Source organism: Luoshenia tenuis, from assembly GCF_014384745.1.
Lineage (GTDB): Bacteria > Bacillota > Clostridia > Christensenellales.
This window is the reverse complement of the sequence record NZ_JACRSO010000001.1, coordinates 564,126-576,993: the sequence shown is the minus strand read 5'-3', so window position 1 is coordinate 576,993 and position 12,868 is coordinate 564,126. Positions and strand designations below refer to the sequence as shown.

Genomic DNA, 12,868 nt, shown 5'->3' with positions numbered 1-12,868 from the left:
ATGCCATTATACAGCCATCAGGAAATATTACAGACCATCCGCATGGTGGATCAGCAGAATCTGGATATCCGCACCATCACCATGGGCCTTTCGCTCAAAGACTGCGCGCACCCCGACATCAAAGAGGCCTGCCGCAGGATCTACGATAAGATCTCCTACCGGGCCGAGCATCTGGTGGAGGTAGGCGAGGCGCTGGCGCTGGAATACGGGGTGCCGGTGGTCAACACCCGCGTGGCGGTCACGCCCATCTCGGGCATTGCCGCCTGCACGGGGGAAAAGGATTATCTGCCCTTTGCCAAGGCGCTGGACGCGGCGGCGGCCAACGTGGGCATCAACTTTATCGGCGGCTTTACGGCCCTGGTGCATAAGGGCTGCACCCCCAGCGACGAGGTGCTGATCGCCTCGCTGCCCCAGGCGCTGGCCCAGACCGAGCGGGTATGCGCCTCGGTCAACCTGGCCTCCACCCGCGCGGGCATCAACATGGATGCGGTGGCGCAGATGGGGCGGGTCATCAAACAGGCGGCCGAGCTGACAAAAGAGGCGGGCGGCATGGCCTGCGCCAAGCTGGTGGTTTTTGCCAACGCCGTGGAGGACAATCCCTTTATGGCCGGCGCCTTCCATGGCGAGGGCGAGGCGGACTGCGTGATCAACGTGGGCGTCTCCGGCCCGGGCGTGGTCAAATGCGCGCTGGAGGGCGTGCGCGGCCAGCCTTTTGACGAGGTGGCCGAGACCATTAAGCGCACGGCCTTTAAGATCACGCGGGTGGGTCAGCTCATCGCCCGGGAGGCGGCGGGGCGCCTGGACGCCCAGTTCGGCGTGGTGGATCTGTCGCTTGCGCCTACCCCGGCGGTGGGGGATTCGGTAGCCCGCATTTTAGAGGAGATGGGCCTGGAGGTGACCGGCGCGCCCGGCACCACGGCGGCGCTGGCCCTGCTCAACGATGCGGTGAAAAAAGGCGGCGTGATGGCCTCCTCTCATGTGGGCGGGCTCTCGGGCGCGTTTATCCCGGTCAGCGAGGACGAGGGGATGATCGCCGCGGCCCAGAAGGGCGCGCTGAGCATTGAAAAGCTGGAGGCGATGACCTGCGTATGCTCGGTAGGGCTGGACATGATCGCCGTGCCGGGCGATACGCCGGCCCAGACGCTAAGCGGCATTATCGCCGACGAGATGGCCATCGGCATGGTCAACCAAAAGACCACGGCGGTGCGCATCATCCCGGCGGTGGGCAAAAAGGTGGGGGATATGGTAGAGTTTGGCGGCCTGCTGGGCAGCGCGCCGGTGATGCCGGTAAACCCCTACGGCGCGGTGGATTTTATCGCCCGGGGCGGACGAATTCCCGCACCGCTGCATAGTTTGCGCAACTAATGGGATAGGATATGGAGGAGAACCGGTACTTTACCCGGGCGCGCAGGTGGATGACCCGCCTTGCCGCCTGGCGATGGAGGACGAAGATGAGCAAGAATAAAGAGGGCGCGCTGCCCTTCCGGGCGGATATGCCCAAAAACACCCAGTGGCAGCTGGAGGATATCTATGCCGACAATGCGGCCTGGGAGGCGGATTTTGAAAAGCTCAAGGCCCTGCTGCCGGAGGTGGCCGGGTTTGCGGGCAAGCTGGGCGAGAACGCGGAGTTTTTGCGGATGGGCCTGGATAAGCTGATGGAGGCCAACCTGCTGACCGAGCGGCTGTATGTTTACGCCCGCATGCGCCGGGATGAGGACAATACCCAGGAGCTTTACCAGGCCATGGCCGACCGGGCGGCGCAGCTGGCGGTGCAGCTGGATGCGGACAGCGCCTATTTTACCCCGGAGGTGTTGAATATCCCCTGGGTCGAGCAGGCCGTGGAAAAGGACGAGGCCGGCCTTGGCCTCTACCGGCAGTATCTGCGCAATATCCTGCGGGTCAAGGCGCATACCCTGCCGGCGGGGGAGGAAAGGCTGCTGGCCATGGCGGGGGATATGGCAGGCGCCTGCGATAACATCTTTACCATGATCAACAACGCGGACATCCGCTTTCCAAATGTGCCCGATGGCAGCGGCGGCGAGGTAGAGCTGACCCATGGCCGCTACGGGCAGTTGATGGAATCGCCTGACCGGGAGGTGCGAAAAGCCGCTTATGAAGCGCTGTACGATACCTATGGCAAGCAGATCAACACCCTGGCGGCCACCTATGCGGGCAGCGTTAAAAAGGACAACTTTTTTGCTGGGGCAAGGGGCTATGCCTCCGCGCTGGAAGCGGCGCTGGATGCAAACGCGGTGCCGGTCAGGGTGTATGACGCGCTGGTGGACGCCATCCACAATCATCTGGACGGGCTGCACCGGTATATGGACCTGCGCGCCCGGGTGTTGGGCGTCCGGGACCTGAAAATGTACGATGTTTACGTGCCTATCGTGCCGGAGGCCGATATGCGCTTTACCTGGGAGGAGGCCAAGCAGATCGTTATCGAGGCGCTGAGCGTGCTGGGCGCGGATTACGCCGCCATGGTGCAAAAGGCGCTGGATGGGCGCTGGGTGGATGTGTACGAGAACCGGGGCAAGACCAGCGGCGCTTATTCCTGGGGGGTATACGGCAGCCATCCCTTTGTGCTGATGAATTTCCAGGGCACGGTGGACCACGTGTTCACCCTGGCGCACGAGCTGGGGCACGCCATGCACAGCCATTATTCCAACGAGGCGCTGCCCTATGTGGACGCGGGCTACTCCATCATGGTGGCCGAGGTGGCCTCCACCGTCAACGAACAGCTGTTGCTGCACGAATTTTTGCGGCGTACGCGGGACAAGGCCAAGCGGGCTTACCTGCTCAACTATGCCTTAGAGCAGGTGCGCGGCACGGTCTACCGGCAGGTGATGTTCGCCGAGTTTGAGCGGGAGACCCACCGCATGGCGCAGGCGGGCCAGCCGCTGACCGCCGAGAGCCTGGGCCAGCAGTACGGCGGGCTGAACCGGCAGTATTACGGCCCGCGGATGGAGACCGATGAGCGCATATCCACCGAGTGGGCGCGCATCCCCCATTTTTACGATGCGTTTTATGTTTATCAGTATGCCACGGGCTATTCCAGCGCCGTGAAGCTGGCCGAGGATATCTTAAGCGGCGACGGCGAGGCGGTGCGGCGCTACCGGGCCTTCCTGCGCTCGGGCGGCAGCGATTACCCCATCCGCCTGCTGCAAAACGCCGGGGTGGATTTGACCGGCCCGGAGCCGGTGGCCCGCTGCCTGGAGTATTTCAGCCATACTTTAGAGGAGTTGGAGGCCCTGCTCTGAACTTAGCCTTGGGAAAAGGGGCAATAAAGGAGGTTACCTTGGCGATGATGGAAGGTTATGATGCGACAAAGGCCCAGGCCTTTATCGTGGGGAAAATGAAGGAATCCGGCCGGTACCGGGATGAGGAGCTGCCCTTTGTGGAAAAGCTGGTGGGTGCAGCTATTGGGGCCGACCAGGCCTTTATGGCGCAAAGCGGCGTGCTGGATGGAGAATACTACGATGAGGACGACGCCTTTGAGTACATTGTAGACCAGGTGGTAGAGGCGCTGGACGCCGACGAGGGCGCGGAATTGGACGTGGCCGAGGCGGTAGAACTGTATATGGATTTTAACGACGCCTTTTTGCAGGAGAACGACCTGGTGGATTGGGAATAGGCGGCAGGCGTTTTAAAAAGAGGCTGTACGCTTAAATGTTTGGCGGCGTTGCAGCCGAGACCGCGTGTGAATCAGCTTGAAAAAAGTCTTTCTGAAGCGATAACACCCCCAGCGGCGGATCGATCCGCCGCTGGGGGTGTTTTATACGTTATAAAGTCGTTCCCACCAGCAATTCCAGATCGATGGTGATTTCGTCCAGCGCTTCCGGAGCGATGCGCTGCGCGGAGCCCGAAAAAGAGAGCGGCGTCATTCGGAGAAAATCGGCGGCTTGCAGGGCCGAAAGGGGACGGGTATAGCGGATGCGCACGCGCTTTGCCAGGCGCAGGTTTTCCTCAAAATGGGCGGCCACCCGGGCGTTGGAATAACCGGCTGCGCCGCCCAGCCCCGCGCGGATCTCCCGCAGGTAATCCTCCCCGGGGATGACTTTTAGCACTACGCCGCCCGGCGCCAGCACCCGTTGGAATTCAGGATAGCAGGCCGGCGTGAGGATGTTGAGCACCGCGTGCAAGCTGTGGCCCTTGAAGGGTAGGCGGTTGATGTCCGCAGCCAAAAAGGGCGTTGCGGCCCCGCCGCGGCAGGCCAGGGCTACCGCCTCTTTTTCAAGATCCATCCCGGCTGGTTCAAAAGCGCCGCCCTGGGATAAAAAACGGGTATAGTACCCTTCACCGCAGCCCGCGTCCAGCAGCAAAGGTCCCGGCGCGTATTGGGCGGCCAGGGTGCGCAGCGCATCGGCCACAGGCGCATAGAACCCTTGCGCGAGAATATGGCCCCGGCTCTCAAAGAGCGCCTTATCGTATTTGGTCTGGCGCTGGGCTTGATTGGGGACAAAGTTGACGTATCCCTTGGCCGAGAGATCAAAGCAGTGCCCGTCTTCACACATCAGGCTGTGTCCCGGAGCGTCCAGCGCCAGTGATCTATGGCACAGGGGGCATTGCATGCGGGGGAGCCAGGGGGTATACAGCGCGGCGATGCGTTCGATCTTCATAATAAAATAACGCTCCTTATGCGAAAAGGGACGCTGGGCCCCCGGTTTTTCTCGTATACTATACCACATCGCCGCCGGCTAAGGAAGCGGCTTGACGCTAAGCGTGCTTGGGCCTATAATTGGGGGAACAAACGGAGGGAGCAGGATACATATGGCAAAGCGCTTGCAGGATATGCCCAATATTGGGGAAAAGCTGGCCAGGCAGCTTTTGGATGTGGGGATCAAGGACCCTTTGCAGCTGGCCGAGGCAGGCAGCCGCCAGGCCTGGCTGCGCATCAGGGCACAGGACCCCTCGGCCTGCTATATGCGGCTATGCGCGCTGGAAGGGGCGCTGCAGGGCATCCGCTGGCACGATTTGGACGCGCAGACCAAGGCGGAGCTTAAGGCCTTTTACAGCGCCCATCAATAGGGCTGAGCTCCCTTCCTAACGGAAAGGCCCTGCTGCAACTGGATTTTGAACGAGCCGCAGGGAGTCAAATGCAAAACAAAAATTGTCTACAATTATAAAAGCCCCCTTGCATTGGCAGGGTAAATGTGCTAAGGTCTTTATATGGTTTTAACACTTCGTTAATAAAGTTAAATCACTTGGAGGGGGCTTCTTTTACTTCATGAGTGCTAAAGGCAACCGCATCCCACTGTTTCTGGTGGTGACGGCGCTGTTTTGGTTCGCCCTGTACAGCTACGTGCCCACATTGTCGCCCTACGCCGTTTCTATCGGGGCCTCGCTCTCCATGGTGGGGGTGATCAGCGGCTCCTACGGGCTGTTGCAGCTGATCTGCCGGCTGCCCATCGGCATCCTTTCGGACAAGTACAACCAGCGCAAACTTTATGTGATACTGGGCATGGTGTTTTGCGCCGTTTCCACGCTGGGGATGGCGTTGTTTCCCAACCCCTGGCTGCTGCTGATCTTCCGCGGGCTCTCAGGCGTGGCGGCCAGCATGTGGGTAGGGTATACGGTACTGTATTCCGGCTATTTCCCGCCGGAGAAATCCGTGGCGGCCATCGGCGTGATCAACGCCGTCAACCTGGCCGGGCAGACGCTGGCCAACTATTTAGGCGGGCTCTCCAGCCAGCTTTATGGGGACGCGGCGCCCTTTTATCTGGGCTTTATCGCGGCCATCCTGGGCCTGGTGCTCAGCTTTTTCGTGGTGGAAAAGCGGGACAGTGCCAAAAAGCGGGAGCCGATCAAGCTGCGGGAGCTGGCAAAGGTGGCCAGGACTCCGGCGCTGGTGTGCGTATCGGTGCTGGCGATCATCGCCCAGCTGATCTCTTTTGGCGCGGCCATCTCTTTTGCGCCGGTGCTGGCTAAAGAGCTGGGGGCCACCGGCGGGGAGCTGGGCGTGCTCTCCATGGTGGCTACGCTGCCGGGTATTGTGACCAATCTTTTGGCGGGCAGCCTTTTGGCCCGCCGCTTTGGGGAAAAGGCCTGTATCGTGGTCTGCTTTGCGGCTATCGCGGTGTGCTGCGCGCTGTTCCCCTTTGCAGGCAGCCTGATGGCGCTGTATATCCTGCAATTTCTCTGCGGGGCCTTCCGTTCGGCGCTGGCTACGCTGCAGATGGGCCTGTCCATCAAGACCGTGGAACCTGCAAAGCGCGCCACGGCCATGGGCTTTTATCAGGCTGTCTATTCCATCGGCATGTTTTTGGGGCCGGTGCTGGTAGGTGCGGTAGGCGATGGCGCAGGGCTGACCGTAGGATATCTGATGATGAGCGGATTTGGCCTGGTGGGCATGGTGCTCTCCGCCATCTTTTTGGGGGATTATGCGCGTAAGCCCAAAGCGGCGCCGGCCACGGAGGCTTAGCGCATATCGCAGCGCTGTTTTTGCTATAATCGTACAAGTGGGGTGAGTAACGGAGCGGGGCTCTGTTTAAAGTTTGGAGGGGTGTAAAAATGAATATGACCAAACGCCTGCTGCTGCTGGCGCGCAAACACTGGGGCACGCTGGCCATCGCCGCGGCTGGGCTGGTGGGGGCGGCCGTGCTCAACCTGGTCACGCCCGAGATGGTGCGGATGCTGACCGCGCGGCTGGAAAACGGCGAGATGACCGTTTCGATGCTGTGGGTCTTCGCCGCGATTCTGGTGGGCGCGTACCTGCTGCGGATGGGCTGCCGCTTTATCTCGGTATACGTCAGCCACCTGGCGGCCTGGCGCTTTGTATCCGAGCTGACGCTGACCATCTACGATAAGCTGCAGACCCTGTCGCTGCGCTTTTTCCAGGATAAGCAGACCGGCCAGCTGATGAGCCGGATGATCAACGACACCCGGCAGATCGAGCTGCTGGTGGCCCATGCGCTGCCGGATCTGATCTCAAACGCCCTGGTGATCGTGGGCGTTGCAATCATGCTGTTTGTGATCAACCCGATGCTGGCGCTGTTTACGCTGATCCCGGTGCCCTTTGTGGTGGTCGTGGGCTCGCTGTTTTCTAAAAAGGTGGCGCCACTGTTCCGCATCAACCAGCAGGTGCTGGGCGAGCTTAACGGCGTAACGCAGGATAACCTTTCCGGTATGAAGGAGATACAGGCTTTTGGCCAGGAAGAGCGGGAGCACCAGAAGATGGACGGATACCGGGAAAAATACGCCGCCTGCAACATCAAGGCCAACTTTGCCAGCGGCCTGTTCCATCCGGGGGTGGAGTTCCTTACCTCGTTGGGTACGGTGATCGTGGTGGGCCTGGGCGGCTTAATGGCCATGCAGGGGCAGATGGCGATCTCGGATATCGTGGGCTTTTTGATGTATTTGAGCCTGTTTTATACGCCGCTGGCTACGCTGGCCCGGCTGGTGGAGGATGTGCAGGTGACCTATGCCGGCGCGATCCGGGTCTTTGAGGTGCTGGACGCCGAAAGCGAGATCAAGGATCTGCCCGGAGCCAAGGCCATCAAAAACGCCAAGGGGCGCATCGATTTTGAAAACGTATCCTTCCATTATGCCAAGGAGGAGCCGGTGCTCAGCGATATTTGCTTTACCGCCATGCCCGGCGAGATGATCGCCCTGGTAGGCCCCACGGGCGTGGGCAAGAGCACCATCGTTTCCCTGATCGAACGGTTCTACGACCCGGTTCAGGGCCGCGTCTGCCTGGATGGGCAGGACATTAAGGGCTTGACCGTAGCCTCTTTGCGCGAGCAGATCTCCATCGTATTGCAGGATGTGTTCCTCTTTAACGGGACCATTGCCGAAAATATCGCCTACGGCGTGCGCGAAGCCTCCCTGGAGGAGATCCGCCAGGCGGCGCGCATCGCCCACGCGGACGATTTTATCATGCAGATGCCCAAGGGATACGAGACCATCGTGGGCGAGCGGGGCGTGCGCCTTTCCGGCGGGCAGAAGCAGCGTATCGCCATCGCCCGAGCGGTGCTGCGCAATTCGCCCATCCTGATCCTGGACGAGGCGACCAGCGCCGTGGATACCGAGACCGAGGCAGAAATTCAGGACGCCATCGAGGCGCTGGCGGGCAGCCGCACCATCGTGGTCATCGCCCACCGGCTCTCCACCGTGATGCGGGCTGACCAGATCTTGGTGCTGGAGAACGGCCGCGTGGTAGAGCGGGGCAAGCATGAGGAACTGGTGCGCCAGGGCGGTCTATACGCCAAGCTCAGCCAGGTGCAGTGGAAAACTGCCGAGCGTCAGATGCAAAACTTCCTGCGGATGGACGAGGAACCGGGAGCGTAATAGCAGAGAAGGGAGCATGGCCGTGAGAGGGGAACTGAAGATGGGTCTACTGGTCTTTGCGCTGACATTGACTGCAAAGCAGTTTTGGCTGCTGCCTGAATTCTTGTCGGGATTGCTTTTGGGTTTTGGCCTATGTATGCTGCTCATCGGCGCGCTGCCGCCAAAGGGTTACCGGAGGCTGAAAGCTTGGAAGGCCCGGCTGCAGGGGCGCATGAGGGGAACTTAACCCAGCTGCGTGGAAAAGTATGGGTTTTCGCTCAGAGAAGAAGCAGAACTTAACGCGAGGCAGGGAGAAAAGTTAGGGAACGAGTTTTATATGTTAAGGGGGAAGGGGGATTCCGATTTCCCCCTTTACCCCCTTAACAATCCCTAATCCCCCCAAACGGCCACTCCGTGGTGGGGACGGAGGTTTCTCAAGCTCTCCTATGCAGATAATAAGACATGTCCTCCAGCCGTTTCGCTTATGCTCTGCCGTTTGGATCAATCCACACTTGCCTCCCTCTGACGAGGGAGGTGGCGCACCTTTAGGTGCGCCGGAGGGAGAGATGCCCCTGAACAAAAACCCATACTTTAGTACTCGCTCCATTGTCATTCGGAACACAGGACGGTTTGGGGCAGGCATAACGCGCGTGACGGGCGAGAGAATAGGGGAAACATAGGAAATTAGGAGCGGCTAAAAGGGCGATAGCCCTGTCATTCAGAGGGAGGCCGCAAGGCCGAGCGAAGAATCTGATGCGTTGGCAAAGGAGCGACGCTTGACTTGTGCTGCGTGGCGCAGGCGCGGCCAACAGGGCGTAAAAAGATTCCTCGCTGGCGCTTCGGAATGACAATTAAACGAACGAAAACCCATACTTATTTTGAAGTTAAGGAGAAATATCCGCCTAAAAAGAGAAACATGGATTTTCCGAAAATAAAGGCCCGCCGGGAAATTTCCCGGCGGGCCTGGTTCATGCCGCTTACAGGTAGGGGATGATATCGCTTAGGCCTCCAAATACCAGATCCGGCTGGGTGGGTGAGGCGGGGATGTCCTCCCGCTGGGTCTCCCCACTTAGCACCAGGATGCCCAGCAGGCCGTGATCCACCCCGGTGCGTACATCGGTATACAACCGGTCCCCCACGATGGCGATCTGGTCTTTGCCAAGCCCCGTGCGCTCCAGCAGCCCATCCACCACCGGACGGTTGGGTTTGCCCACCACCGCATCCGGCTTGCGGCCGGTAGACGCCTCAATAAAGGCCTGGATGGCGCCGCAATCCGGGATAAAACCGTTCTCCACCGGGCAGTTGAAATCCGGATGGGTGGCGATGTAGGGCAGGCCCGCACGCACAAAATCGCACACCCGAGTCATTTTATCAAAATCCAGCGTAGTATCAAAACCGACTACCACGACCTCTGGATCGGCATCGTCGATGGTAACGCCAAAATCCGCCAGTTCCTGGGCTAAAAACGTATTACCCAAAAGGAAGATGCGCTTGCCGGGGAAGTGGGCGTTTAAATATTGCCCCGTGGCCTGGCCGGAGGTGTAAATATGCCCGTCTCCGGCCTCATTCAGCCCCATCCGGTGCAGCTTTTGCACATAACAGGGCGCATTTTTGGAGGAGTTATTGGTCATAAACAAATAGCGCCGTCCGCTCTCATTTACCTTTTGGATAAAGTCCATCGAGCCGGGCAGCAGCTGCTCGCCCAGGTAGAAGGTGCCGTCCATATCCAGCACAAAGCAGCGGATGTTTTGCAGGGCCTGCAGCTTTTCCGGGGTATTCTCAGTATACATCGTTTAGCACCTCGTCCACATAATGTTCCAGTACGCCCCAGCGCTCCAGCAGCCGCATCACCGTAAAGCGGGTGCGCACCTCCTTGGAGTAGAGCAGCGCGTCCCGCATTTCCGCGCGGGTGTAGCCCATATCCTGGGGCAGGGCCGGCCCGCCGATGGCGCGCAGCCAGCTGCGTCCTTTTTCGATCAGGGCGGGGAAATCCGCCGTCTGCTTTTGGTACTCGGGCCACAGGGCCAATGCCCGCGCCTTTTGGGCCTCCCACTCCGCCTTGTCGGGGTGCATCCGGGCGTTTTCCGCCAGGATGGCCTCGGATGCATCGCCGTAGACCCGGCGGATCTCGCTTTCCCACTTTGCCTGGTTCATCCCAGGCCCCTGGGCGGGGATACCCTCGGAGAACAGGTGCGCATAGATATCCATGATCAAAAGCGCCGCCACGCCCACCTTGTCCCCGTGCAGAGAGCCTGCGCTGCCCTCGCGCATGGCCTTCATCTCAAAATAATGGGCGATGTGGTGCTCAGCGCCGGAGGCCGGGCGGCTGTAGCCCAGCATTTGCATGGCGATGCCCGAGAGGATCAGCCCCTCCATCAGCCCCACGATGGCTTCCGGCTCCCGGCGGGAAAGCCCCTCCGCCTGGGCAAGGCACTTGTCCACCGCCCGGGCCATCATGGCCGCCACAGTGGGGCAGTAGTGCTCGCCGATCACCTCGCGGGCCAGTACCCAGTCAAGGCGCGCGGTCAGCTTGCCCAGCATATCGCCAAAGCCCGCGGCGATCATCTGCTCGGGCGCGGCGCACAGCACGTCCGTATCCCCGATGATGGCCATGGGCGCTACCGCCTCGTAGGTGATCTTATACCCATCATAGATCATGGGAGAGACCGAGGAGGCGTATCCGTCCATCGAGGGGGCGGTGCCCACAATGATGTAGGGGAGGTTCAGCCGGAAGGCCGCCATGCGAGTGGTATCGTTAATGGTGCCGCTGCCCACGGCCACCAGCACCTTTGTATCGTCCCCCATCGCCAGCAACACGTCCCCCAGGGCCGCGCCATCCGCGTGCAGGGGCTGGTGGCGCAGCTTTAATACGCGCACCTTGCGCCCGGCGTCCCGTAGGATGGATATAACCTGTTCCCCAGCTACGGCGTAGGTATGCTCATCGCAGACCACCAGCGCCTCGCCCTCCTGGCCCAGCTCATCCAATACCTGGGCGCTTTTGGCGACGGCCCCCCTTTCGATCAGTATCCGGCGGGTGGCTACCTTGTGGGTGCGCCCGCAAGTACAGGCAAAATCCTGCCCGCATAGCGCATCAATGCTCAATTGCGTCAAATCCATAGGGCATAACTCCTTCCCTTAATCCTAAAATCGCGCTTGTATAAAATACCTTTTTCATCATAGCACAACCGCTTCCCGGGGCAAAGCGTTTTCATGCAATTTTAAGGCGCGCAGGCATTGCGCGCGCAGGGGGGATAGGCTACAATAAAGGAGTATTGATCACCCATTTTTTACCATGCAAACATAATAGAAAAAGAAAAAGGGAGGACATGGATATGGGCAAAGTAAAGATCGGAATCATCGGATGCGGGGGCATTGCCAACGGCAAACACATGCCATCGCTGAGCAAGGTGCGTGAGGCGGAGATGGTGGCGTTTTGCGACATCATCCCCGAGCGGGCGGAAAAGGCCGCCAAGGAATACGGGGTGGAGGGCGCCAAGGTGTTTGAGGATTATCACGACCTGCTGGCCTGCCCGGAGATCGACGTGGTGCACGTGCTCACCCCCAACAATGCCCATGCGCCCATCACCATCGCGGCGCTGGAGGCTGGCAAACACGTGATGTGCGAAAAGCCCATGGCCAAAAACTCCGAGGAGGCCAAGGCTATGCTGGCGGCGGCCAAACGCACCGGCAAAAAGCTGACCATTGGCTACCAAAACCGCTTCCGGCCGGATTCGCTCTATCTGAAAAAGGTATGCGAAAACGGGGAGCTGGGCGATATCTACTATGCGCGGGGTTTGGCCATCCGCCGGCGCGCGGTGCCGACCTGGGGCGTATTCCTGGATGAGGAAAAGCAGGGCGGCGGCCCGCTTATCGATATCGGCACCCACGCGCTGGACCTGACGCTGTGGATGATGGATAATTATGAGCCGGAACTGGTGGTGGGCACCAAGTACCGCAAGCTGGCGGATACGGAAAACGCGGCCAACGCCTGGGGCCCCTGGGATCCCAAAAAGTTTACGGTGGAGGATAGCGCCTTTGGCTTTATCCGCATGAAAAACGGCGCCACCATCTACTTAGAGGCCGCCTGGGCACTGAACACCCTGCTGGTGGACGAGGCCAAGACCATCCTTTGCGGCACCAAGGGCGGGGCCGATATGTTGGGCAAAGACGACGGGCTGCGCATCAACGGCGAAAAATACAGCCATACCTATACGACGGAGCCGGAGCTGGCAGCCGGGGGCGCGGCCTTCTACGATGGCGAGGTGCCAGAGGCTGCGGACTTGGAGGCGCAGATGTGGATCGACCACGTGCTGGACGACAGCAAACCCCTGCTGGTCAAGCCCGAGCAGGCGCTGGTGGTCACCCAGATTCTGGAGGCTATCTATCAATCGGCCGAGACCGGCGAGCCGGTTAAATTCTAATTCAGGTTATCAATTCGCATTTTTTATGCTATAATGGTGTCAGGTGGCCTGCGCGCGAAAGCGCGCAGACGCCTGGCTTCTTTTTTTGTAACACTAAAAAAGCGGCTTTTTCTTTTGCCCCTTCGCTAAAACGATTTAACTCGGGTAAATTCTTTACGCGCTGTTTCTTAAAGCGCCCGTTCTTA

Annotated in this window: 11 protein-coding genes; 8 read left to right on the top strand and 3 right to left on the bottom strand. The window is 59.9% G+C overall.

Annotated features, from left to right (window positions below):
• The 3 genes from H8699_RS02770 (at window position 1) to H8699_RS02760 (ending at window position 3,631) form a co-directional block, all read left to right on the top strand.
• Entirely contained in the window at window positions 1-1,365 is a 1,365-nt protein-coding gene (locus H8699_RS02770) for a PFL family protein (protein ID WP_249284384.1), read from the top strand.
• A gap of 86 nt (window positions 1,366-1,451) precedes the next feature.
• Complete coding sequence (gene pepF / locus H8699_RS02765) at window positions 1,452-3,257, top strand: oligoendopeptidase F (RefSeq protein ID WP_249284383.1); 1,806 nt, start codon at window positions 1,452-1,454, stop codon at window positions 3,255-3,257.
• A 38-nt stretch (window positions 3,258-3,295) separates the two neighbouring features.
• Window positions 3,296-3,631, top strand: coding sequence for a hypothetical protein (locus H8699_RS02760; RefSeq protein WP_249284382.1), 336 nt, complete (start codon window positions 3,296-3,298; stop codon window positions 3,629-3,631).
• Between the two features lie 148 nt (window positions 3,632-3,779).
• Here H8699_RS02760 and H8699_RS02755 read toward each other — a convergent pair whose 3' ends face one another.
• Window positions 3,780-4,616, bottom strand: coding sequence for a putative RNA methyltransferase (locus H8699_RS02755; protein ID WP_249284381.1), 837 nt, complete (start codon window positions 4,614-4,616; stop codon window positions 3,780-3,782).
• A gap of 151 nt (window positions 4,617-4,767) precedes the next feature.
• Between H8699_RS02755 and H8699_RS02750 the strand changes: the two genes are divergently transcribed.
• From H8699_RS02750 to H8699_RS02735, 4 genes are all read left to right on the top strand, one after another.
• Entirely contained in the window at window positions 4,768-5,025 is a 258-nt protein-coding gene (locus tag H8699_RS02750; RefSeq protein WP_249284380.1) for a TfoX/Sxy family protein, read from the top strand.
• A gap of 199 nt (window positions 5,026-5,224) precedes the next feature.
• Window positions 5,225-6,418 (top strand): MFS transporter, encoded by a 1,194-nt coding sequence (locus tag H8699_RS02745; RefSeq protein ID WP_249284379.1) that lies wholly within the window; start codon window positions 5,225-5,227, stop codon window positions 6,416-6,418.
• 89 nt (window positions 6,419-6,507) lie between these two features.
• Window positions 6,508-8,283, top strand: a complete 1,776-nt coding sequence (locus H8699_RS02740; protein ID WP_249284378.1) for an ABC transporter ATP-binding protein — start codon at window positions 6,508-6,510, stop codon at window positions 8,281-8,283.
• 16 nt (window positions 8,284-8,299) lie between these two features.
• A complete protein-coding gene (locus H8699_RS02735; RefSeq protein ID WP_249284377.1) occupies window positions 8,300-8,509 on the top strand; it encodes a hypothetical protein in 210 nt (69 codons plus the stop codon).
• Between the two features lie 730 nt (window positions 8,510-9,239).
• On the opposite strand, the gene H8699_RS02730 is transcribed toward H8699_RS02735, so the two are convergent.
• On the bottom strand, window positions 9,240-10,052 hold the full coding sequence (locus H8699_RS02730; protein WP_249284376.1) for an HAD-IIA family hydrolase: 813 nt from the start codon (window positions 10,050-10,052) through the stop codon (window positions 9,240-9,242).
• Window positions 10,042-11,379, bottom strand: a complete 1,338-nt coding sequence (locus H8699_RS02725) for a sn-glycerol-1-phosphate dehydrogenase (protein ID WP_249284375.1) — start codon at window positions 11,377-11,379, stop codon at window positions 10,042-10,044. Before H8699_RS02725 ends, H8699_RS02730 begins: the two co-directional genes overlap by 11 nt.
• A gap of 215 nt (window positions 11,380-11,594) precedes the next feature.
• Here H8699_RS02725 and H8699_RS02720 point away from each other — a divergent pair, with 215 nt between their 5' ends.
• On the top strand, window positions 11,595-12,683 hold the full coding sequence (locus H8699_RS02720; RefSeq protein WP_249284374.1) for a Gfo/Idh/MocA family protein: 1,089 nt from the start codon (window positions 11,595-11,597) through the stop codon (window positions 12,681-12,683).
• Window positions 12,684-12,868: the final 185 nt, after the last annotated feature.

Bases quoted from the DNA above. Each gene is read 5' to 3' on its own strand.
- H8699_RS02725 (WP_249284375.1), bottom strand. From the start codon at position 11,379: ATGGATTTGACGCAATTGAGCATTGATGCGCTATGCGGGCAGGATTTT.
- H8699_RS02735 (WP_249284377.1), top strand. From the start codon at position 8,300: ATGGCCGTGAGAGGGGAACTGAAGATGGGTCTACTGGTCTTTGCGCTG.
- H8699_RS02720 (WP_249284374.1), top strand. From the start codon at position 11,595: ATGGGCAAAGTAAAGATCGGAATCATCGGATGCGGGGGCATTGCCAAC.
- H8699_RS02755 (WP_249284381.1), bottom strand. From the start codon at position 4,616: ATGAAGATCGAACGCATCGCCGCGCTGTATACCCCCTGGCTCCCCCGC.
- H8699_RS02745 (WP_249284379.1), top strand. From the start codon at position 5,225: ATGAGTGCTAAAGGCAACCGCATCCCACTGTTTCTGGTGGTGACGGCG.
- H8699_RS02730 (WP_249284376.1), bottom strand. From the start codon at position 10,052: ATGTATACTGAGAATACCCCGGAAAAGCTGCAGGCCCTGCAAAACATC.
- H8699_RS02750 (WP_249284380.1), top strand. From the start codon at position 4,768: ATGGCAAAGCGCTTGCAGGATATGCCCAATATTGGGGAAAAGCTGGCC.
- H8699_RS02740 (WP_249284378.1), top strand. From the start codon at position 6,508: ATGAATATGACCAAACGCCTGCTGCTGCTGGCGCGCAAACACTGGGGC.
- pepF (WP_249284383.1), top strand. From the start codon at position 1,452: ATGAGCAAGAATAAAGAGGGCGCGCTGCCCTTCCGGGCGGATATGCCC.
- H8699_RS02770 (WP_249284384.1), top strand. From the start codon at position 1: ATGCCATTATACAGCCATCAGGAAATATTACAGACCATCCGCATGGTG.